This window comes from Microtetraspora sp. NBRC 13810, from assembly GCF_030268685.1.
Lineage (GTDB): Bacteria > Actinomycetota > Actinomycetes > Streptosporangiales > Streptosporangiaceae > BSRQ01.
The window spans coordinates 340,112-361,660 of the sequence record NZ_BSRQ01000006.1 but is presented as its reverse complement, the minus strand read 5'-3'; the positions used below and the strand labels follow the sequence as shown (position 1 = coordinate 361,660).

Genomic DNA, 21,549 nt, shown 5'->3' with positions numbered 1-21,549 from the left:
CCGCGACGCCTGGGGGACTACCGGCTGACCGGGCGGCTGGGCGCGGGCGGCCGTGGCGTGGTCTACGCGGCCCGTGACCCCGCCGGGCGGCCGGTGGCGGTCAAGGTGCTGTACGGCGACGTGATCCCCGGGCGGCGGGACCGGCTGGCCGGGGAGGCGGCCGCGGCCCGCCTGGTGACGTCGCCGCACACGGCCCGGGTGCTGGACGCCGACGTCACGGGAGCGCGGCCCCCTGCCCCGCCTTCCCGGCCCGCTCGCCTAGCTGGTCCCGAGGTCACAGACCGGAGGAACCGCCCTCCGTCCTCAGGGGCGGATGACGACCCGGCCGTGCACTTTCTTCTCCGCCACGGCACGGTAGGCGTCCGGGCCGTGGTCGAGGTCGAAGGTTCGCCTGATCGGCAGCGGCCTGAACTCGCCACGCTCGAAGTGGGGGCTGATCCGTTCGAGGCGCTCGGCGGAGGCGGTGGCGTCCAGTTTCCGGCTGTCCGCGCCCAGCATCCGGGCTTCGCGGTGGTAGAAGTCGGCGAGGTCGATCTCGGCGGTGGAGGTGCCGGCGGCGCTGATGACGACCAGGCGTCCGCGGTGGGCGAGGGACGTCACCGCGGACGGTGTGGTGACGCCGCCCACGGCGTCGTAGACGACGTCGGCGCCCCGGCCGCCGGTGACGCGCCGGATCTCGGCCGCGACATCGGTGTGGTCGTCCAGGGGCACGAACTCGTCGATGATGTCCGCCGCAGGGGTGTCGTCGGCCGGAGCGCGGCGGTCGACGCCCAGTATGCGGGTGGCACCGACGGCGCGGGCGATCTGTGCGACGGCTCCGCCCACGCCTCCTGAGACTCCGAACACGGCGATGGCCTCGCCCTCGGCGAGTTCGGCGGTCTCGATCGCACCGAGCCAGCCGACCACGAAGTTCACGCCGACCGTCGCCGCCTCGGCGAAGTCCAGGGCTTCGGGTTTGCGGGCCAGTGCGCCGACAGGGAGAGCCATGCGTTCCGCGTGCGAGCCGTCGAGGGTGAACCCTATGTCGCCCCCGGTGCCCCATACCTCGGCGCCGCGACACTCGCCGGGTCCTTCCAGGACGACGCCGGCGAAGTCGCGGCCGGGAACGCGGGGAAGGGTGGTGCCCTCCATGACGCCCGCGACGTTCATCACGTCCGAGGGGTTGACCGAAGCCGCCCTGACGGCGACCACCGCGATGCCCTCGGCGGCGACCGGGTCGGAGACGTCACCGACGGACAGCACCTCGGGGCCGCCGAATCGCTCGAAGCGCAGCGCGCGCATGCTCGCCCTCCCTTCCGCTCACTCGAGGTGGGTCCTGGTCAGGGGGGCAGGGAGAGGTGCCTGCCGGTGTCGATGTCCACGTCGAGCGCGTTGATCATCAAGGCCAGGCCGCTCCACCGGCTGATGATCATCAGCACTTCCAGCAGTTGCTCGTCGCCGAGCAGCTCTCGCGCGCGGTCCATCCGGGCAGGCGTCAGCGTCGCGGTGGTGACCAGTTCGGTGGTCAGCTCCAGCACGGTCAGCTCGGTCGGGGTGAACCCGCCGTCGGCGAGGCGGCCGTCGGCGGCCAGCGCGTCGAGTGGCCGGGATCCGATGCCGGAGTCTTCGGCCACGGGGGTGTGCTGGGCGATCTCGTAGGGGCATTTCATCAGGTGCCCGACACGCAAGATGACCAGCTCGCGGAGCCGTACGGGGACGACCTTGCTGGTCAGGGCGGCGCGGCCGGCGATCATCCACCCGGCGAACGGGCGGCCGGCGTGGGCCAGCGCCCGGTAGACGTTCAGGTCCCCGCGCTCGGCGATCATGTCGCGGACCTGGCCGGACATGCTGGTGCAGTAAGCGATCCGGGTCACGGGGAGGTCACCAGCCGGGCGTCGTCATCGATGTCGGGCTCGGCGGCGTTCAACAGGAGCGCGAGTCCGTAGTACAGGCTGACCAGGAGCAGCAGTTCGGTCAGCTCGGCCTCGTCGAGCACGGCTCGGGCCGCCGCGAAGGTCTCCCGGGTCACGGTGCCGGTCACGCACAGCTCATCGACGAAGCCCAGCACCGTGTTCTCCGGTCCGGTGAAACCGGGCACGGGTCCCTCGGCGCTCAGCGCACGGATCTCCGCGTCACCGATTCCCGCGTGTCGGCCCACGTCGGTGTGCTGGGCGATCTCGTAGGCACAGTGCTGCAGGTACGCGACTCGCAAGATCACCAGCTCGCGGAGCCGGGGGCCGAAGGTGCGGCTGTCGAGCTGCGCGTCGACCATCGTGCTCCAGCCGTCGAACACCTCCGGTGCACCCGCCAGGAGGCGGAAGACGTTCAGCTCACCGCGCCGGCGCATGAAGTCGCGGGCGGCGGGCGCGAGGGACTCGACGGGGGTCAGCGGGATGCGTGACACCCTCAGCCTCCTTGCGGAAGCAGTACGAACGTCCACTCCACGTTCTGGAACGGCTCGTCCATACGGGTGCCGTCCGGAGCGGTCTCACCCGCTTCGTGGTGGACGAAATCCACCACCAGGGACCGTTTGGCCCCGAAGACCGCGTCGTGCTCCAGGTAGGGGTCGTCACGGCGGAACAGCATGGTGATCAGCGGTTCGAAGCCTTCGGCGTGGAGCCAGAAGTGCAGGTGTTCGGGGCGCATCGCAGAACGGTTCGCGGTGCGCAGGATCTCCCCGCACGGCCCGTCGGTGGGGACCGGGTAGTAGCGCGGCGCTATCGAGCGGTACCAGAACCGCCCCTCGTCGTCGGTGGTCATCAAGGCGCGCATGGCCAGGCGATCGTGCAGCTTCTCCGGCATCTGCACGTCATAGAAGCCGTCCCCGTCACTGTGCCAGGTGTCCACCCGGGCGCCGGCCACGGGCTTGCCGTCCGTGTCGACCACCGTGCCGCGGAAGAACAGCGGCGTCCCCTCGACTCCACCGGAGATGTCCGCGCCGTTCTCCACCGCCGGCCGACCTTCGACGTAGAAGGGGCCCAGCAGCGTCGAATCCGTCGCCGACGACCCGCTCTCGTGGTTGATCAGATCCACCAGAACACTCACACCGAGAATGTCGGACAGCAGAACGAACTCCTGCCGGGTGGGAGTGGTGACCTCGCCCACCCGCGTGAGGAAATCCACGGCTTTGAACCACTCGTCGCCGGTGAGCCGGACCTCCCGCGCGAAGTCGTGCACATGCTGTACCAGGCAGACGAACAGCTCCTTGACGCGTTCATCCTCCGCGCCGTCGAAGGTCTTCTGCACCGCCTCGGTGATCGAGGTCTCTGTCAGATCGATGGACATCGCATCTCACCCGCCGTCAAGGGCCCCCGCCCCGGACAGTCTTGGGCTGTCCGCGGATTCCTGGCCGGCGACCCGAGCGCTAGAACGCCTGTATCGGTTGGGCGCACTCCAACGTGCAGCTACACCTGCCAGAGTATCCCGCCGGGGACACGAGCTTCTCGCGCGGTGCCGGCCTGCTCGTTCCCGGGTTCCCGGAGCGCCTCAGGTGACCGGGGCGGCGGCGCGGGCGGCGATCCCGGCGGCGAGCAGGGTGCGGCAGCGGGCAGGTGGTCGCGAGCCATGCCGGGCCCGTTTCCTGAGGGGTCAGGAGATGTTCATGGCCGGGCCGGGCGACGGGCCTAGATTCCCTTGTCATGAAATTTCATGACACCGCCCGTGATGCCGCCGGCTCCGACCTCGCCCCGGAGGCTGCCGGGCCCGGCCGGTTCACCCGGCGCTCCCTGCTCGTCGGCGCCCTGTCGGGGGCCGGCCTCGTCCTCACCGGCGGCGTCGCCCAGGCGGGTTCACGCCAGGTGCCGGGCCGTGGACAGGGTCACGGGAACGGCCACGGGCACAGGCGGCCCCGGGTGCTCGTGGCGACCAACGAGCCGTGGGGCACCTACCACGTCCAGCCGCTGCTGCACGAGGCGCGGCGGCAGGGCTGGGACGTCGTCCAGCTGGTGCCCGACCTGTCGGGTGTCACGCCGGGCGACCCGGTGACCGTGGCCACCCTGGACGACGCGCCCGACGCCGACCTGCTGGTGGTGACGGGGGCGGGGGACTGGCCGGCCGACTGCGCGAAGCGGCTGCGTCATCTCCCGCTGGTGGCGAGCTCGCTGGCCTACCAGCTTCCGGTGGAGGCGCCGAGGGCGGCGGAGTTCCGGCGCCGGCTCAGGGCGATCACGGCCTCGTCCCCGGCCGAGGCGGCGGTGTTCGACGACTACCTGGGCACGGGCCGCCGGGACATCGCGGTGGTGGGCACGCCGCAGACGGACGCCCTGCCCAGGCACGCCCCGGAGCCGGGCACCGTGCTCGTGCTCACCAGCGTGACGAAGTCCGATGAGACGGGTGGCTCCGCGCCCGGCACCGAGCTGCTGCTGGCGGCGGCCGAGCGCCTCGCCGCGGAGGGCCGGCACATCCTGGTCGGCCTGCACCCGCGCGAGGACCGCTCGCTGTGGGACCGGTACGAGATCAGCTCCGTCCCCTCGGTGCAGGCGTCGGCGCGGGCCGAGGTCGCCGTCGGCATCCCCGGGACGGTGTTCCCGGTCGTCGCCGCGGTGGGCGTGCCGCTGGTGGGCTGCACGGATCCGCGGTTGCAGATCCCCGGCTACCTGCTGAGCGTCTGCTCGCGCACGATCTCCTCGGCGGACGAGGTCCTGCCCGCGGTGGCGGACGCCGAACCGGTGCCGGGGAAGGTGCTGTACGAGGCGGTCGGCCCGGTCGGCGGCTCGGCCCGCCGGCTGCTGCGGGTGTGGCAGAAGGAGATGCGGCACGCGTCCCGGCGCTGACCGCGGGCAGGGCCCGGTCAGCCGTGGGCGCGCAGGGCGGCGATCGTCCAGGCGAAGGCGGGCACGGCCGAGGGGGCGGGCCGGTGACCGTTGAGCGCGGCGATGAGCTGCCAGTAGCGCTCCACCCGGGGGTCGGCGACGGTCTCCAGCCATGCGAGCAGCCGGGTCCGCTCCGCCGCGGGCAGCCGCCGGTCGACGATGCCGTTCAGGGCGGCCCGGCCCTGCTCCGACTCCGGCGTCACGTCGTCGGCGAGGGCCCGGCCGGCCTCCTCCAGTACCAGCCGCCGCAGGTCGAGGGCGGAGTCCACGGACGGGCCCTCGGCGGCGGCGAGCGCGATCGCGCGGACCCGCTGCCGGAAGTCGCCGTCGGCGACCAGCTCGGCGAGCTCGACCCAGGCGGCGATCTGCTCGGGTGCCGGGTCCTCGGGCAGCTCGGCGGGCAGTTCCCGCATCCATTCGGCGACGATGGCGGCGTCGTCGTCCACCGGGAGGCCGTCGAGGACGCCGTGGACGAAGTCGTCGATGATCTGCTGCCGCTCGGCGGCGGACAGGCGGGCGAGTCTGTGCATCAGAAGGGTCTCCTCGGTTGTGCCGCCGCGCCGCGCGATGGCGCGCAGCACGGCGCGGCGAAGTCTCAGGGATCGGATCTCGGCGTCCAGCAGCCGGGCGTGCACCTCGGCCACCTCCGCCACGGTGACCTCCCGGGCCAGGATCGCCTGCACGTCGTCCAGGCCGATGCCCAGCTCGCGCAGTGCCCGGACGAGGTCCAGCCGGGCGAGCGCCGCCTCGTCGTACAGGCGGTACCGGCCGGCCGAGCGCTCGGTGGGCGGCACCACGCCGGCGTCGGACCAGAACCGGATCGTGTGCACCGACAGGCCGGTACGGCGGGCGAGCCGGCCGATCGTGTAAAGCTCCGGGTTGTCACTCACGCCACGAATCTGCACCTTCGAGTCGCTGGAGAGTCAAGCCCGCCGGCCGGGTCCGGCGGCCTGGATCTCGGAGAGGTAAAGCCAATTGTCCGCTTTCTACCTTGAACGCCTCTGTCATCCGTGTATGACGGCGTCAGTGGAGAAAGCGGTGGGTAGGGGTATGCCCGTAGAGACCGTCTGGTTGGGGGAGACCATGGCGAAATGCGAAGTGTGTAGCAACGACTACGACATGAGTTTCGAGGTGCACGCGCAGGGCCAGGTGCACACGTTCGACTCTTTCGAGTGTGCCATCCACCGCATGGCTCCGCAGTGTGAGCACTGCGGCTGCCGGATCGTGGGGCATGGCGTGCAGGCCGGTGATCACTGGTACTGCTGCGCGCACTGTGCTCGCGCCGAGGGCGAGCACGCGATCGTGGACCGCGCGGAGGCCAGGGTTTGAGGCACCGGTCCCGCTCCGGCTCACCTGCGGGTGAACCAGAGCGGGACCTTGTCGAGTTCCCGGGCGGGGCCGGTGGCGAGCGTCCGCACGGCCCTGCCGTCCAGGCCGAGCAGGACCATCTCGGCGTCCTCCCCCTCGCGCACGGTGGCCAGCAGGTGCCGGTCGTCCATCCAGCCGTGGAAGGTCGTGTTCCAGGCGAGGGGAACGGTGGCGTTGCGCCGCCCGGTGGCCACGTCCCACAGGCAGACATCGCGTGAACCGCCGGGACAGGTGGTGGTGAAGAGCGCGCCCCGCGCCGTGGTCACCCCGTTGACCGTCTTCAGCTCGCCCACGTCGCGGAACTCCCTGAGCACCCTGCCGTCCAGGTCGTGCAGGCGCACGCCGCCGTCCGCGGTCTGGTGCAGCACGCCGGAGCCGTCCGGCGCCCACACGTACTCGGTGGGGTCGCCGTCCGCCGCCGGGACGGTCCGCACCGTGCCGGTCGCCGGATCCACGATCACGAAGCCCCTGCTCGCGGAGTCGTTCGCCGACCTGACGTAGACCGTGAGCAGCAGGAGGCGGCCGTCCGGGCTCCACCGCGCGCCGAACGTCGTGGCCGGCTTGGTCACCGTGACCAGTTCGACGTCCCGACGGGCGGCCGGTTCGGTGATCCGCACGGTGTCGTGGTCGGTCCTGGTCAGCCGGGTGTAGGACAGCGACGCCACGTACACCCCGCCGGGGGAGACGACGGGCTCCTGGAAGCTGCCGAAGAAGGCGAAGCGTCCCGAGGAGCGGTCGCGCACGTAGGACGGATCGCCGCCGCCCTCGGTCCGCCGGTCGTAGTAGGCGGAGACCCACAGGCCGTCCGCGGGGTTCTCGTGCAGGGTGATCTCCGTGCCGGGGATCCGCACCGTGGTGGTCGACCGGGCCGCCATCGGCCGCTGCTGGACGACCGCGGCCACGGTCTGCCGCGCGACCGGCCCGGAGCGCTCCGCCGTACCCGCGTAGACCGCCGCGCCGCCGGCCAGCAGGACGGCGACGCCCGCCACCGTCAGCGGCACCCTGGCCCGGCCGTACCGCCTGCGAACCGGTGGCGGTCCGGGCGGCGGGGACGGCGGCGGCGCGGCCGACTCCCTGCCCGCGGGCAGCAGCCGCCGGGGCGGCACCGGGTGGCCGAGCAGGGTGAGCAGCGCGCGGGTCGCCGGCGGGCGCGCCGCCGGGTCCTTGGCGAGACAGGCGACCACCAGGTCGCGCAGGCTCTCGTCCCCGGCCCCGTCGTCGAGGCCGTCGCCGAGCAGCGGCTCTGCCAGCAGGATGCGGCCGATCACCCCGGCCGGGTCGCCGCGCCCGAACGGCGGGGCGCCGCTGGACGCGCACACCATGGTGGACGCCCACGCGAACAGGTCGGCCGGCGCCCCCGCCTCCCCGCCGGTGAACTGCTCGGGCGCCATGAACGGCGGCGTGCCCACCAGGTCGTCACCGCCGGGCTCGGCCCCGTCCTGGGCGCGGGCGATGCCGAAGTCGATCACCCGTGGCCCGTCCTTGCTGAGCAGCACGTTGCCCGGCTTGAAGTCCCGGTGCACCACGCCCGCCTGGTGGATCGCGGCCAGCGCGGTCAGCGTGCCGATCGCCAGCCTGCGCAGCTCCGCCCCGCGCAGCACCCCGCGCTCCCGCAGCACCGACGCCAGGCTCGGCCCCTCCACGTACTCGCTGACGATGTACGGCCGGCCGCCGGACTCACCGGTGGCGAGGACCTGCGCCGTGCAGAACGCCTGGACCCGGCGGGTGAGGTCGATCTCCCGGGCGAACCCGGCGTCGCCGGCCACCGAGCCGTCGCGGATCACCTTGACCGCGACCCGCTCGCCGCTCGCCGACTCGCCGAGGTAGACGACCCCCTGGCCGCCGTGGCCGAGCCTGCCCACGAGCCGGTAGTCGGCCACCCGGGGCGGATCCCCGGCGACGAGCGGTTCGACGGCGGGCCGCTGGACGGCGGGTCGCCCGGCGGGTCGCCTGGCGGGGGGCTGGGCGGCGGCGGGCATCAGCGGGCGATCCGGCCGAACTGCAACGACGCCCGGAGCCTGGTGACGTCGGCGAGCAACCGGACCTTGGCACCGGTCAGGTCCACGACGTGCACCTTCGCCGTCCTGCCGTTCCCGTCCGGCACCTGGAAGATCAGGTTGTTCTCGTTGAACCAGCCCAGCAGGGAGGCGTCCTTCTTCGGCAACCGCACGGTCGCCTTGCGCCCCCCGGTGCGCGCGTCCCAGACGCAGGCGTCCTCCTCGCTGGGACACACGGTCACGAAGTAGCGGCCCGAGGGGGAGTACCAGTCGTAGCCGACCGGCCTGCCCACCCAGTGCATCGTGCGGATCACCCGGCCGGTGGCGTCGTAGAGGTCGACGCCGAAACGGTCGTTGTTGTAGAAGCCACGGGTGATCGTGCCGTCGGGGGTGAAGGCGAAGTTCAGACTGGGGTTGTCGGAGAACTCCGACTCGACCACGGTCGCCTTCCGCGCGGCGACGTCGACCAGGACGAAGCCGGTGATCCGTTCCCGCTTCTCGCTCGTGACGGAGAGCAGCAGCCGCCTGCCGTCCCGCGACCAGGTCGGGAACCACGTCTCCTGGGGCTTCTGCACCGTGGCCACCGAGAACCGCTCCCCGGTGGCGAGGTTGAGGAAGCCGATCCGGTCGGTGTCGGAGTTCTGGAACTTGAACCAGGGGTTGAGCGCGACCCAGTCGCCGGCCGGGGACACGATCGGCTCGTCCGTCATGCTGATCCGCCGGAACCCGCCGGTCCCGGTGCGCACGTAGCCGCCGAAGGGATATTTGCCCTGGAGGTAACCGACCACCCCCACCGGGTCTTCGGGATGCTCGTGCAGGGTCGCGCCGATCGCCGGGAGCTCCCGGTCCGAGGCCGCCTCGGGGGCCACGGACTGTTGCGGGGCGGCGGTCCGGTCCGGCTGGATCAGCGGGCCGGCGGTGCCGGCCGGGGCCGAGGGCGCCGCCCCGGCCCGGGCCTCGGCGCGGTCGAAGGCCACCGCGTAGACGCCGGCCCCGGAGACGAGCGCGCCCGCCACGAAGGCCGCCACCGCGATCAGGATCCCGCGCCGCCGCGGCAGCGGCCGGGTCCGCTGCCCGGCCGGGGACGGCGTGCCGGGCTGAGCCGGGGGGACGGATGCGCCGGTGGGCGGCGGCGGAGGGACGGATGTGCCGGTGGGCGGAGGCGAGGGGACGGGTGTGCCGGTGGGCGGGGGGAGTTGGACGGGCGTGCCGGTGGGTGGGGGGAAGCGGGTGAGCTCGCCGGTGAGGAACGTCGTCTCGCCGACCAGGCGGAGCAGCACGTTGCTCGCGGACGGCCGCTCGCCCGGCTCCTTGGCCAGGCAGGAGGCGACCAGGCCGCGCAGGTCGCCGAGGCCGGACAGATCGGGCTCGGCGGTCAGGACGAGGTTGATCGTGGCGGCCATCGTGTCCCCGCCGAAGGGCGGCCGGCCGGACGCGGCGAAGAGCACCGTCGCCGCCCAGGAGAACAGGTCGGCCGCCGGGCGCGGCGGGATCTCGGCCCGCAGCCGCTCCGGCGCGGTGTAGGCGGGCGGCGCCATCCTGCGGGTGGTGGCGTCCGCGCCCGCCGCGCTCGCCTGCGTCACCCCGAAGTTGACCACCCGCGGCCCGTCCGGCCCGAGCACCACGTTGCCCGGCCGGATGTCCCCGTGCACCACCCCCGACTGGTGCAGCGCGACCAGCGCGGTCATCGTCCCCACCGCGAACCGGTGCAGCGGCGCGCCGGTCAGCCGCTCGCCGGCGGCCACCGCCTCCTCCAGGGTGGGCCCCTCGATGAACTCGCTGACCAGGTACGGCCGGCCGCCGAGGCTGCCGGTCTCCAGGATCTGCGCGGTGCAGAAGGCGGAGACGCCGCGCAACGGCTCGACGGCGGCGAGGAACCGCTCCTGCCCGATGTCGGCGGGGAGCAGCCTGACCACGACGCGTTCCCCGGCCCGTTCGCCGACATAGACGCCGTCGCCCAGGCGTCCCACCAGACGGTACCCGCCGATTTCGGAGGGATCGTCGTGCGATAAATCCCCAATATCTGGCATAGCGGATGTTCCTCTTCTCAGAGAGATACACGCCCAGTTCGCCAATTATGATGATCGAGCATCTCGAATTGGAGTGCTGGAACCAGCACACTGGCGTCATGACCGTCGCACCGGCGGGATTTCGCGCGCCGATCGGGAGGACGCCCCCCATGTACGACTTCGATCTCCTGGTGATCGGCTCCGGTCCCGGCGGGCAGAAGGCCGCCATCGCCGCGGCCAAGCTCGGCAGGCGGGTGGCGATCGTGGAGAAGCGGCACATGCTCGGCGGCGTGTGCATCAACACCGGCACCATCCCGTCCAAGACGCTCCGCGAGGCCGTCCTCTACCTGACCGGCCTCAACCAGCGCGAGCTGTACGGCCAGAGCTACCGGGTGAAGGACGAGATCACCGTCGCCGACCTCGGCATGCGCACCCAGCACGTGATCGGGCGTGAGATCCAGGTCATCCGCAGCCAGCTCAGCCGCAACCATGTGACCATGCTCCAGGGCACCGCCAGGTTCCTCGACCCGCACACCGTGATGGTCTCCGGCGAGCAGGAGAAGAAGGTCACCGCCGAAAGGATCGTGGTCGCCACCGGGACCTCGCCGGCCCGCCCGGACAGCGTGGAGTTCGACGACCGCACCGTCATCGACTCCGACGCGATCCTGCACCTCGACCGGGTGCCCGAGACGCTCGTGGTGGTGGGCGCCGGGGTGATCGGCATCGAGTACGCCTCGATGTTCGCGGCACTCGGCACCAAGGTCACGGTGGTGGAGCGCCGCGAGCGGATGCTGGACTTCTGCGACCTGGAGATCGTCGAGGCGCTCAAGTACCACCTGCGCGACCTCGCGGTGACCTTCCGCTTCGGGGAGAGCGTCGCCGCCGTCGAGCGCCGGCCGCGCGGGGCGCTCACCGTCCTGGAGAGCGGCAAGAAGATCCCCGCCGACTGCGTCATGTACTCGGCGGGACGGCAGGGCAAGACGGCCGAGCTGTGCCTCGAAGCCGCCGGCCTCGCCGCCGACGACCGCGGCCGGATCAAGGTGGACGAGAACTACGCCACCACGGTCCCGCACATCTACGCCGTCGGCGACGTCATCGGCTTCCCCGCGCTCGCCGCCACCTCGATGGAACAGGGCCGGCTGGCCGCCCAGCACGCCTGCGGCGAGCCCGTCGCGGACATGCACGAGCTCCAGCCGATCGGCATCTACACGGTCCCGGAGATCAGCTTCGTCGGGAAGTCCGAGGACGACCTGACCAGGGAGAAGATCCCGTTCGAGGTGGGCGTCTCACGGTACAGGGAGCTGGCCCGCGGCCAGATCATCGGCGACTCGTACGGCATGCTCAAGCTGCTCGTCTCCCCGGAGGACCGGCGGCTGCTGGGCGTGCACGTGTTCGGCACCGGGGCCACCGAGCTGGTGCACATCGGGCAGACCGTGATGGGCTGCGGCGGGACCGTGGACTACCTGGTCAACGCGGTGTTCAACTATCCGACGCTGGCGGAGTCCTACAAGGTCGCCGCGCTCGACGCGATGAACAAGATGCGGGCGATCGCCAGGCTCTCCGCCGACCTGTGAGCCGCCGCCGCGGGCGTGCGTGAAGTTCGCCGGACCGATTGCCGCCCCCGGCCGCGCAACGTATCGTCACGGTGACCCACCGCTGACCGTCCCGGGAGATCGCCGTGTCCGAGATCGTGGCTCCCCAGCTCGTCGTCAACAGCCGGATGATCTACTTCGGCTGGATCCCGGCCGACCCGGAGGCCGTGGCCGGCCTGGTGCCCGGCGGCCTCACGCCCATGGCCAACCGGCAGGTCTTCCTGAACCAGTACGTCGTGGACCGCCCGGAGCAGACCTCGGGCTTCGGCGCCTACTCGCTGACCTACATCGGCCCGGACCTGGAGGACGCCTACGCGCCCGACGGGGCGACCCCCGGCCGCTGCTGGACGCACTACTTCAACTCCAGCGAGGTGGTGCGCGAGTACGCCGCCGCCCGTGGCGTGCCGGCCACCGAGGGCCGCACCACGATCGAGATCACGGACGGCGTCCTGGTCGCGACCACCGAGTCCGGCGGCGTCCCGGTGATCCGCACCACCGCGCGGGCCGGGGAGACCGGCACGGCGGCCAACAGGGGACAGTTGCACTACATCACCGAGGTCGGGGGGCGCATGATCAGCGGGTTCTACCCCTTCGTGGCCGAGCCGGTGGACCCGTTCGAGGTGGTGTCGGTGGAGTTCCTGGAGCCGGAGCACCCCGTGTACGCCCTGCGCCCGGCAGAGCCGCTCCAGATCATGTGGGGCTTCTACTCGCCGCGCTCGTCCTTCGCCTATCCCGGCGGGGAGTCGGTCCTGACGTGACGCGTCAGTCGCTCGCGTCGATGTCGCCGGTGTCCACGATCAGCACGCCGGGATGCCCGGACAGCGTCGCGAGCAGCCCGGACATCGGATGCGGCCCGCGCAGCGCCACCCGCACCTCGATCGTCGGCGCCCCCCTGGCCCCCTCGGCGGGGGACAGGCGCTCGGTGGCCGTGCGCTCGACGGAGTAACCCGCCCGGTCGATCACGTCGAGGATGTCGCGCACATCTGCTTCACCTCGCGCTCCAGCCCGATGAGCGAGCACAGCAGCAGCGCCAGGGCCAGCTCGGCGAACTGCACCAAGCCCTGCCCCGACGGCTCCACCACCTCCACCAGCTCAGCCCACGGCATCCCGAGTCCTCCCCCTGGAAGGGTCGTTCCGCATCGGCGGCCGCTGTATGCCTCACCAGGCCGGACTCCGACTTGCGTTCACGGCCGGGTTGGCGTCATCGTTTAGGGTGCCGGTCCCGGCGGGTGAGGTCAGGTCACCCGCCGGGCCGGTGCCTTACCTGAGCGTGCGGAAGAACGCGCGGATGTCGGAGACCAGCGGGCCGGGGGCCTGGAGCGAGGCGAAGTGGCCGCCCTCCGCATAATCCGACCAGTGGGTGATCGTGTGGGACAGCTCCGCGAGACCCCGGATCGCCCCGTCGCCGAGGAAGCACGCCACCCCGGTGGGCACCGGGGAGCGCGCCGGACGCGTGCCCCACGCCTCGCCGCCGGCCTCCAGGTAGATCCGGGCCGCCGAGCCCGCCGTCCCGGTGAGCCAGAAGATCGTGACATCGGTCAGGAAGGCGTCCCGGTCGATCGGGGTCTGCCTGGTCGCGGTGGGATCCCAGTCCACGAACCACTCCAGGTTCCAGGCGAGCTGTCCCGCCGGGGAGTCGTTGAGCGCGTAGGCCAGGGTCTGCGGCCGGGTGCTCATCTGGGTCGCGTATCCCGAATGGGCGTACCACGCCATCTTGTTCCGCCCGGCCGCCTCCCGCTCCGCCTCGGAGAGACGGTCCAGGTCCGAAGGGTCGGCCGGCATCGAGGCGGTGACCAGCGCGTTGACGTGGACGCCGATCACCCGCTCGGGGGCGATCCTGCCCAGCTCGGGCGAGACGACGCTGCCGAAGTCGCCGCCCTGCGCGCCGTACCGGTCGTAGCCGAGGCCGCGCATCAGCTCGTCCCAGGCCCGCGCGATCCGCCTGGACCCCCAGCCGGTCGCCCCGGTCGGGCCGGAGAACGCGAAGCCCGGCAGCGAGGGGGCGACGACGTGGAAGGCGTCGGCCGGGTCGCCGCCGTGCGCGCGCGGGTCGGTGAGCGGCCCGATGAGGTCCATGAAGTCGTACACCGTGCTCGGCCAGCCGTGCGTGAGGATCAGCGGCACGGCGTCCGGCTCCGGCGACCGCACGTGCAGGAAGTGGATGTTCTGCCCGTCGATCGTCGTCGTGTACTGCGGCAGCCGGTTGAGCCTGGCCTCGTGCTCCCGCCAGTCGTAGCCGGTACGCCAGTGATCGACCAGTTCAAGGAGATAGTCCTTGTTCACCCCGTAGGACCAGCCGACGCCCGGCAGCTCGTCCGGCCAGCGGGTGCGGGCCAGCCGGTCGGCCAGCTCGTCGAGGTCGGCCTGCGGGATGTCGATGCGGAAGGGCTGCGTGTTCATGCCGGTCAGCATCGGGTCCGTAGCGGACAAGCTCGGTCCTATATGTAGGCCATGGTGGAGGAATGCGGGAAACGTCTGCTCGCCTGATCCGAATGCTGTCTCTGCTCCAGATGCGCCAGGAGTGGTCCGGTGCCGCCCTCGCCGAGCGTCTCGGCGTCACCACCAGGACCGTCCGGCGCGACGTGGAACGGCTGCGCGAGCTGGGGTACCCCGTGCACGCACTGAAGGGGGCGGCGGGCGGCTACCGGCTCGGGGCCGGGGCCGCGCTGCCGCCGCTGCTGCTGGACGACGAGGAGGCCGTGGCGGTGGCCGTCGGGCTGCACACCGGCGCGGCGGGCAGCGTCGCGGGCATCGAGGAGGCGTCGCTGCGCGCCCTGACCAAGATGCGCCAGGTGATGCCGTCGCGGCTGCGGGAGCGGGTCGACGCCCTGGACGGGGCCATGGTCGCGATCGCGCCGGGTGGCGGCCCCACCGTGGACGCGTCCGCGCTCACCTGGATCTCGGCCGCCATCCGGAGCGCTGAGACCCTCCGCTTCAGCTACCTCGACCACCACGGCGCGGAGTCCCGCAGGGACGTCGAGCCGCACCGCGTGGTCTCCTGGGGCCGCAGGTGGTACCTCGTCGGCTGGGACGCGGGCCGGGCGGGCTGGCGAACCTTCCGGGTGGACCGGATGACCCCGCGCACGCCCAACGGCCCCCGCTTCACCCACCGCGAGCCGCCCGACGGCGACGTGGCCGCCTACCTGCGCAGGACCATGGGCTTCGACATGTGGCCGCTGCGCGCCCGGCTGCGGCTGCGCGTCCCGGCCGGGGAGGTCGCCGGGCGCGTCGACGGCGTCGTCACCCCGATCGACGACCACACCTGCCTGCTGGAACTCGCCACGGACTCCTACGACCTGGTCGCCTACGTGCTGATCATGCTGGACGTCCCCTTCGAGGTCGAGTCGCCGCCGGAACTCGCCACCCGCTTCCGCGACCTGTCCAACCGCTTCGCCGCCGCCTCCCGGTGAGCCGTCCGCGTGCCCGGGCGGCGCGCCGGTGGGTGGTCAGCCGGCGGCGGCGCGGAAGGCGCCGGGGGTGACGCCGTAGGCGCGGACGAACCAGCGGGTCAGGTGGCTCTGGTCGGCGAACCCGGCCAGCGCGGCGGCCTCCGCGATCGGCGCGCCCCCGGCCAGCCGCCCGCGCGCGTCGCGCAGCCGGAGCTGCCGCTGGTAGTCGCCGGGCGTCATGCCGTGCACCGCGCGGAACGCCCGGTAGACGGCGAAGCGGCTGACCCCCGCCGCGGCGGCGAGGGCCTCCGCGTCGAGATCGGCGGGGAAACGCGCGTCGAGCAGTTCGCGGACCCGCGCCGCGATCCACCGCGCCCCGGCGGGCGCCGGCGCGGTACGCGGCCCGCGGGTGGCCGCCCGGCCGGCCATCGCCAGCACCACGCCGTCCAGCACCTCGTCACGGACCAGCGCGGGAGCCGGCCCGAGCAGCGCCGTGTGCAGCCGCCGCAGCCCGGCGGCCAGCACGGGGTCACGCAGCACCGGCTCGGCGAACAGCGGCGCTCCGGCCCGCCCGCCGGCCGCCCCGTCGAGCACCCCGGTCACCAGCTCCGCGCCGAGGTGCACGATCCGGTAGGTGAACCCCAGCTCGTCGCCCGGGTGACCGTCGTGCGGCTCGTCCGGGTTGAACGCGATCACCATCCCGGCCGTGCTGGCGTGGCTCGCGCCCCGGCAGCTGAACGCCTGGACGCCGGTGTCGGTGACGCCGAAGGAGTAGGTCTCATGGCTGTGCCGGTGGTAGACGTGCCGCTCGAAGTGGGCGTGCATCGCCTCCACCGGGCGCTCCGCGGACCGCCAGTAGCGGGACCAGTCACCAGCCATCCCCGCCATTGTGCCTGGCCGCACCAGCGTTCAAGACACCGGCGGGCCGCCGCGGGCAGGGTGGGCGGCATGCGTTTCGACACCAAGATCGGCATCGTCGTGCGAGAGGATCTCGCCACCTGGCAGAAGCTGAACGTCACCGCGTTCCTGGCGAGCGCGGTCGCGGGCGGCGTCCCCGGCCTGGTCGGCGAGCCGTACGGCGACGCCTCCGGCAACGCCTACCTGCCGATGTTCCGCCAGCCCGTCCTCGTCTACGCCGCCGACGCCGCCGCCCTCGGCCAGGCGCACGGCCGGGCGCTCGCCCGCGGCCTGGACCTCGCCCTCTACACCGAGGACCTGTTCAAGACCGGCAACGACGACGACAACCGCGCCGCCGTGAAAGCGGTGGCCGTGGCCGACCTGCGCCTGACCGGCATCGCCGTGCACGGGCCGCGTAACGCCGTGGACAAGGTGCTCAAGGGCCTTTCCCTGCACCCGTGACGGGTCACCGCGGGGGTCACCGCGACTGGTCGCCGTCGCGGAGGTCGTGGCCGGCGACCAGGATGTCGCCGTGCTCGGCCGGGAGCGCGGGGGAGTCCTGCCGCATGGACGGCTTCCGGTCCTTGGCGTCCTTGCCGTCCTGCGCTGCGGAGACGGGGGCGTCCACGGGCTCGGCGGAGACGGGGGCGTCTGCGGGCTCGGCGGAGTCGTAGGGCCTGCGGCGCTCCTCCGCGGGCGGGCGCAGCGGGGCGGTCGGCTCGGCGCGCGCGGTGCCGGGAGAGCCGGGCGGGGTCTCGGGGGCGGCCGTGGGGTCGCGCAGGGAGGAGATCACCCGGTCGGCGTCGTCGTCGGCGGCGAAGTCGGCCTCCGCCTCCGCGGCCCGCCGCCTGATGACCACCAGGTGGTCCACCGAGATGCGGCCTGCCCCGACGACGGCGAGCAGGATCGCGGCCGCGCCGAGCGCGACGATCAGGTTGACGTCGCCCCAGGTGACCGGGAGGGCGGGGTCGCCGCTGGCGACGACGAAGACGGCCAGCGCCTCGGCGAAGAGCAGCAGCCCGCAGACGGACACGGCGAGCCCCGCCACCAGCAGGGCGCCGCCGATCAGCTCGCCCAGCATGGTGACCCCGGCCCACACGTCCGGAGCCGGCGCGCCGAGCTGGGCGAACAGGTCTCCGGTGTCGTTCAGCCCGGCCTCCAGCTTGAACCAGCCGTTGGCGAAGAAGATCCCGCCCACGCCGATTCGGGCGGCGAGCGCGGCGAGATCGCGGAGGGTTTGTCGCACGTCACTCATTCTGATGGGTAGGTCCGGTTGCTCATAGGCGTCTGACCGGTAGGAGCGGCTCCAAACGTTACGAGGGGTCATCCTCCGGTGGGCGGCGCGGGACCAGCAGGGCGGCCGCCAGCGCGGTCAGCGCCAGTAGAACGATGCTGACCAGCACGGTGGAGTGCAGGGCGGTGATGAACGCCTCCCGCGCCCGCGCCAGCAGCTCCACCCCCGGCCGCCCGCCGAGCCGCCGCGCCTCGTCCGCCGCGGCGGCCAGCGACTGGCGGGCCTGGTGCATGACCGGCGGCGGCACGCCGCGCACGGCGGCCAGGGCGGGCGCGTAGACGACCGTGGTGACGGTGCCGAGCACGGCGATGCCCAGCCCGGCGCCGAGCTCGTAGGCGGTCTCCTCGATCGCCGCGGCGGCGCCCGCCTGCGACGCGGGCGCCGAGGCCATGATCGTGTCGGACGCGGCCAGCAGGGCCACCTCCACGCCGAAGCCGATGCCCGCGAAGCAGATCGTCAGCATCACCGTGTGGTGCTCGGTCCCCCAGGTCAGCGTCGGCACCAGGGCCAGGGCGGTGAGGGCGAGGCCGCCGCTCATCGTGGCGCGCAGGCCGGCGCGGCGCAGCACGCAGGCTGCGGTGAGCCCGCCGGTGATCGCGGCGATCATCAGCGGCAGCATCCGCACGGCGGCCACCAGCGGACTGTCGCCCAGCACGAGCTGGAGGTACTGCGCGAGCATGAGCTGCAACCCGACCAGGGCGAAGACGGCGAGCATCACGCTGGCCACGCCGGTCGTGAACGCGCGCCGCCGGAACAGCCCGACGTCGATCAGCGGGAACGCCAGCCGCCGCTGCCTGCGCACGAACCACACCAGCAGCGCCGCCCCGGTCAGCAGGATCGGTGCACCGGAGGCGTGACCGGTCCCGGTCTCCTTCAGCCCGAAGGCCAGGGCGAGGATGCCCAGCGTGGACAGCACGGCGCTGACCGCGTCCCACGGCTGCCTGACCCCCGCCCGCGAGTCGGGCAGCAGCCGGGCGGCGAGCGGCAGCAGCACCAGCACGATCGGCACGTTGATCAGGAAGACGGCGCCCCACCAGGCGTGTTCCACGAGCACCGCGCCGATCAGCGGGCCGACGGCCGCGCCCGCGGCGGCCACGGCGCTCCACACGCCGAGCGCTATGGCCCGCTCCCGCCGGTCGGTGAACACCTCGCGGATGATGGACAACGTGGCCGGCATGATCATCGCACCGCCCACGCCGAGCAGCGCGCGGGCCCCGATCAGCGCCGCCGCGCTGCCGGACAGCGCCGCCGCGGCCGAGGCGACGCCGAAGACGACGTACCCGGCGAGCACGATGCGGCGCCTGCCGTACCGGTCGCCGAGCGTGCCGAAGGTCACCAGCAGCGGCGCGACCACCAGCGAGTAGACGTCGATGATCCACAGGAGCTGCACCGCGCTGGGTTCCAGCGCGGCGGTGAGCGCGGGCACGGCGATGTGCAGCACGGTCGCGTCGACCGCGATCATCAGCAGGCTGAAGCACAGCAGCGCCAGGATCGGCCACCGGTCGGCCTGGCGGGGTGCCACGGCCGTCTCGGGTCGTCTGGCTTCGGCCACGTTTCCTGAGGTCATAGGCCGTTCAAGGGGACTCGGCCGGTACGGACATGCGAGGCAGCTTAGGCCATGCGCAGCCCTCGGCGGGCCGGCATCGCATGATCCGTTCGTCCCATTTGGTGCCGGTCGTCTGGCCTGCGGTGCCGTGTGCAAAGTGTAATCAAATGGTGACGACCTCTCTAGAGAGATACACATGTGTCCGGGATCTAGCCAATTTGTGATCTCGCACGGACCATGGCGATCGTGGACAGGGACTGCGCGTGGCCCCGGAGGAGGGCGAGACCGGCTTGCGGCCGGCGGGGTGTGCGGTCGGCCCCCGGGCAGGCTCGTGACCGGCGGACCCCGCGGACGGACCTCAGGCGCCCCCGCGGCCCATGGACACCCACCGGAAGCTGGACACCCACTGGGAGCGCCCGTGGCCGGTGGGCGGTCAACGGAAGTGGCCGCGGCCCATGGGCGCTCACCGGGAGCGTCCGCGGCCGGTGGGCGGTCGGTGGGAGCGCTCGCCACCCGTGGGCGGTCACCGGGCGTGTCCGAGGGCGGGTGGCCGGGCGGGCGGTTCCTTGGTCTTCGTGTCATCCGGCTCCCGGGCGCCGGAGCGCATGGGCGGTTTCCGCGTGCCGGAGTGCGTGGGCGGTTTCCGGGTGCCGGAGTGCGTGGGTGGCTTTCGGGTGGCCGGGGTGCTGGTGAGGGGGGCGGACGGGCGCGGGCCTGAGGGGTCGGGCGGGCGGGGCGGCGCGGCGGCGGAGCCCGCGGACCCGGGCAGCCCGCACGGCTGGTGCGTCACCGCGGTGGCCCTGCTCGACGCCGACCAGCCGGAGGCCGCGCTCGCCGCGGCGCGCCGCGCCCTGGCGCTCGATCCGCGCCTGGAATGGGCGCACCGGGTGGCCAGCCTCGCGCAGGAGCGCCTCGGCAGGGACGGGGAGGCCGTCTCCTCCGCCGAGCACGCCGTACGGCTCGCGCCGGGTTCCTGGGCCGCGCGGCTGCGCCTGGGAACGGCGTTGCGCCGGCTGCCCGGCCGCTGGCGCGAGTCGTGGACCCAGGCGGCCAAGGCGGTGTGGTTCGCCCCCGAGGAGCCTGACGCGCACGTGCTCGCCGGGGATCTCGCGCTGACCAGGGGCGACCACGACCGGGCCGGGCACGCCTACCGGGCCGCGCTGCGCGGCGCCCCCGACCATCCGGCGGCCCGGGTCAACCTGGGCCTGACGCTGCTGCGCTGGGAACGCCCGCGGGCCCACCACGACCCCGCCTGGGCGGTGGACCCGCGGGAGACCGGCCGGGCCAGGCGGGCGATCGAGGTGTGGTCCCGCCAGGTGCGGGTGCTGCTCGCGCTGGCGCTCGCCGCGGTGACGGCGCTCGCCTTCGGCGTGGAGTCGCGCACGCACGCCCAGCTCGCCGGCGCCGTGCTCCTCCTCCTGGCGGTCCCGCCGACGGTCCGCCAGGCCCGCAGGGTGCGCATCTGGTCCTACGTCCCGCAGATCCTCGGCCGCGACCTGTGGCTGAGCGTCGCCGCCTGCCTCACCCCGCTGGTCGTGGTCGGCTACGCCGCCGCCGTGCTGACGTTGCCCGGCCGGTCCCCCGACGGCGGGGCCGCCCTGTGGCACGGCGGGGCCGCGGGGGTGGTGTGGGCGGGGACGTCCGGTCTCGTGGTGTTCAACGGGCTGGCCGTCGCCTTCCTGCGGGTGCTGGTCGAGGCGTGGCGGGGCCGTCCGGTGCCGGCGCTCGCGCAGTTCGCAGCCGCCTTCCCCGAGCGCACGGCCCGCCGGGACGCGAACGTCGCCCTGTGGATCGTCGTCGTGCGCGCCTGGTCGGTGCTCGCCCTGGTGGCGGTGGTCGCGCCGGTGGCCGGTCCGGTGCTCGCGCTGGCCGCGCCCGCTGTACCGCTCGCGTTGTGGCGGGTGGCGCGGCGCGGGCGGCTTGCCGCGCACCTGCGCGAGGTGCCGGCGCAGGACCGCCCGCTCGTGGCGGCCGTGCTGTCGCTCCTGCTGGCCTCGGCCGCGCTCGCCCTGACCGGCGCGGAGCAGGCGCTGCGGGACGCGGCCGGCCCGTCCGCCCCGGCGGTGGCCGCGTGGGGCTGGCGGGCCGGGCTGGGCGCGCTGGCGTGCGCGGTCGTCGTCTTCGCCGCGCGGGCCGCGCGGGCCTGGTGGCGCGGCGCCCCGGGACCGTGGCGGGCCTCCCTGCTCATGTGCGAGGGCCGCGGGTCGCGTCCCCCGGGGGACGTGCGCCCGTCGGTCGGCCTGAGCGAGGCGGTGCGCCGGGCGTTCACCTCCTCCCGCGGCGTCGTGCTCGCCTACGCGGACGCCGGCGGGCCGCGGGCGCTCGCCGTCGGCGCGGTCACCTCGATCGGCCCGGCGGGGGAACTGCGCCTGATCGCCGCGGACGAGGCGTGGCAGGCCGCCGAGCGCGACCCCAAGGTGGCGGTGTTCGTCGCCGATCCCATCGGGCGGCGGTTCTGGGCGGAGGTGCGCGGGGTCGCGCTCGGCGACCCGGAGGCGGAGGTGCTGCGGGTGACCCCGAAACAGGTGGTGATCGGCGAGTATCCCGGCCGCCACCAGGCCAGGCGCCGCTGAGACCCCGGTACCCCGGTTTTCCCCGTATTGCTAGCCGGCGGGTGACATCTCTGTCGCCGAACGTCGCCGGGACGCCACGCCGAAACGCCGAGAG

Annotated in this window: 20 protein-coding genes; 7 read left to right on the top strand and 13 right to left on the bottom strand. The window is 73.4% G+C overall.

Translation table 11 applies throughout. The annotated features are described in order from the left end of the window. Positions 1 to 303: 303 nt before the first annotated feature. The 4 genes from QSK26_RS15340 to QSK26_RS15325 are packed head-to-tail and all read right to left on the bottom strand — an operon-like array spanning position 304 to position 3,264. A complete protein-coding gene (locus QSK26_RS15340; RefSeq protein WP_285775783.1) occupies positions 304 to 1,281 on the bottom strand; it encodes a quinone oxidoreductase family protein in 978 nt (325 codons plus the stop codon). A gap of 38 nt (positions 1,282 to 1,319) precedes the next feature. After that, a complete protein-coding gene (locus tag QSK26_RS15335; RefSeq protein ID WP_285775782.1) occupies positions 1,320 to 1,853 on the bottom strand; it encodes a carboxymuconolactone decarboxylase family protein in 534 nt (177 codons plus the stop codon). After that, on the bottom strand, positions 1,850 to 2,383 hold the full coding sequence (locus tag QSK26_RS15330) for a carboxymuconolactone decarboxylase family protein (RefSeq protein WP_285775781.1): 534 nt from the start codon (positions 2,381 to 2,383) through the stop codon (positions 1,850 to 1,852). Before QSK26_RS15330 ends, QSK26_RS15335 begins: the two co-directional genes overlap by 4 nt. A gap of 2 nt (positions 2,384 to 2,385) precedes the next feature. Continuing rightward, a complete protein-coding gene (locus QSK26_RS15325) occupies positions 2,386 to 3,264 on the bottom strand; it encodes a dioxygenase family protein (RefSeq protein WP_285775780.1) in 879 nt (292 codons plus the stop codon). Between the two features lie 353 nt (positions 3,265 to 3,617). On the opposite strand from QSK26_RS15325, the gene QSK26_RS15320 reads away from it, so the two are divergent. After that, positions 3,618 to 4,751 (top strand): hypothetical protein, encoded by a 1,134-nt coding sequence (locus QSK26_RS15320; protein WP_285775779.1) that lies wholly within the window; start codon positions 3,618 to 3,620, stop codon positions 4,749 to 4,751. A 17-nt stretch (positions 4,752 to 4,768) separates the two neighbouring features. Here the strand turns inward: QSK26_RS15320 and QSK26_RS15315 are convergent, their stop codons facing one another. Then, a complete protein-coding gene (locus QSK26_RS15315) occupies positions 4,769 to 5,680 on the bottom strand; it encodes a helix-turn-helix domain-containing protein (protein ID WP_285775778.1) in 912 nt (303 codons plus the stop codon). Between the two features lie 193 nt (positions 5,681 to 5,873). Between QSK26_RS15315 and QSK26_RS15310 the strand changes: the two genes are divergently transcribed. After that, a complete protein-coding gene (locus QSK26_RS15310) occupies positions 5,874 to 6,119 on the top strand; it encodes a metallothionein (RefSeq protein WP_285775777.1) in 246 nt (81 codons plus the stop codon). Positions 6,120 to 6,139: 20 nt separating this feature from the next. On the opposite strand, the gene QSK26_RS15305 is transcribed toward QSK26_RS15310, so the two are convergent. Next, positions 6,140 to 8,137, bottom strand: a complete 1,998-nt coding sequence (locus tag QSK26_RS15305; protein WP_285775776.1) for a protein kinase domain-containing protein — start codon at positions 8,135 to 8,137, stop codon at positions 6,140 to 6,142. After that, entirely contained in the window at positions 8,137 to 10,185 is a 2,049-nt protein-coding gene (locus tag QSK26_RS15300) for a serine/threonine protein kinase (RefSeq protein WP_285775775.1), read from the bottom strand. Before QSK26_RS15300 ends, QSK26_RS15305 begins: the two co-directional genes overlap by 1 nt. A 149-nt stretch (positions 10,186 to 10,334) precedes the next feature. On the opposite strand from QSK26_RS15300, the gene sthA reads away from it, so the two are divergent. Both sthA and QSK26_RS15290 read left to right on the top strand, forming a co-directional pair. Beyond that, positions 10,335 to 11,738, top strand: a complete 1,404-nt coding sequence (sthA, locus tag QSK26_RS15295; protein WP_285775774.1) for a Si-specific NAD(P)(+) transhydrogenase — start codon at positions 10,335 to 10,337, stop codon at positions 11,736 to 11,738. A 104-nt stretch (positions 11,739 to 11,842) separates the two neighbouring features. Beyond that, positions 11,843 to 12,514, top strand: a complete 672-nt coding sequence (locus QSK26_RS15290) for a hypothetical protein (RefSeq protein ID WP_285775773.1) — start codon at positions 11,843 to 11,845, stop codon at positions 12,512 to 12,514. A 4-nt stretch (positions 12,515 to 12,518) separates the two neighbouring features. Here the strand turns inward: QSK26_RS15290 and QSK26_RS15285 are convergent, their stop codons facing one another. From QSK26_RS15285 to QSK26_RS15275, 3 genes are all read right to left on the bottom strand, one after another. Further along, entirely contained in the window at positions 12,519 to 12,737 is a 219-nt protein-coding gene (locus QSK26_RS15285) for a hypothetical protein (protein WP_285775772.1), read from the bottom strand. Further along, positions 12,716 to 12,862 (bottom strand): hypothetical protein, encoded by a 147-nt coding sequence (locus QSK26_RS15280; RefSeq protein ID WP_285775771.1) that lies wholly within the window; start codon positions 12,860 to 12,862, stop codon positions 12,716 to 12,718. Before QSK26_RS15280 ends, QSK26_RS15285 begins: the two co-directional genes overlap by 22 nt. A 154-nt stretch (positions 12,863 to 13,016) precedes the next feature. Continuing rightward, the gene (locus QSK26_RS15275; RefSeq protein ID WP_285775770.1) at positions 13,017 to 14,156 is read right to left on the bottom strand and encodes an epoxide hydrolase family protein; all 1,140 of its coding nucleotides are present in this window, start codon (positions 14,154 to 14,156) and stop codon (positions 13,017 to 13,019) included. A 62-nt stretch (positions 14,157 to 14,218) separates the two neighbouring features. Here QSK26_RS15275 and QSK26_RS15270 point away from each other — a divergent pair, with 62 nt between their 5' ends. Next, complete coding sequence (locus QSK26_RS15270) at positions 14,219 to 15,166, top strand: helix-turn-helix transcriptional regulator (protein ID WP_285775769.1); 948 nt, start codon at positions 14,219 to 14,221, stop codon at positions 15,164 to 15,166. A gap of 36 nt (positions 15,167 to 15,202) precedes the next feature. Here QSK26_RS15270 and QSK26_RS15265 read toward each other — a convergent pair whose 3' ends face one another. Further along, the gene (locus QSK26_RS15265) at positions 15,203 to 16,024 is read right to left on the bottom strand and encodes an AraC family transcriptional regulator (protein ID WP_285775768.1); all 822 of its coding nucleotides are present in this window, start codon (positions 16,022 to 16,024) and stop codon (positions 15,203 to 15,205) included. A 69-nt stretch (positions 16,025 to 16,093) separates the two neighbouring features. Between QSK26_RS15265 and QSK26_RS15260 the strand changes: the two genes are divergently transcribed. Continuing rightward, entirely contained in the window at positions 16,094 to 16,504 is a 411-nt protein-coding gene (locus QSK26_RS15260) for a DUF2000 family protein (protein WP_285775767.1), read from the top strand. Positions 16,505 to 16,520: 16 nt separating this feature from the next. Here the strand turns inward: QSK26_RS15260 and QSK26_RS15255 are convergent, their stop codons facing one another. Together QSK26_RS15255 and QSK26_RS15250 are read right to left on the bottom strand one after the other, a co-directional pair. Then, positions 16,521 to 17,288: a DoxX family protein gene (locus QSK26_RS15255; RefSeq protein WP_285775766.1), complete on the bottom strand. Its 768-nt coding sequence runs from the start codon at positions 17,286 to 17,288 to the stop codon at positions 16,521 to 16,523. A gap of 67 nt (positions 17,289 to 17,355) precedes the next feature. Continuing rightward, positions 17,356 to 18,888 carry an MFS transporter gene (locus tag QSK26_RS15250; RefSeq protein ID WP_285775765.1) on the bottom strand — a complete coding sequence of 511 codons (1,533 nt, stop codon included), beginning with the start codon at positions 18,886 to 18,888 and terminating at the stop codon, positions 17,356 to 17,358. A gap of 569 nt (positions 18,889 to 19,457) precedes the next feature. Between QSK26_RS15250 and QSK26_RS15245 the strand changes: the two genes are divergently transcribed. Next, positions 19,458 to 21,455 (top strand): tetratricopeptide repeat protein, encoded by a 1,998-nt coding sequence (locus tag QSK26_RS15245; RefSeq protein ID WP_285775764.1) that lies wholly within the window; start codon positions 19,458 to 19,460, stop codon positions 21,453 to 21,455. Positions 21,456 to 21,549: the final 94 nt, after the last annotated feature.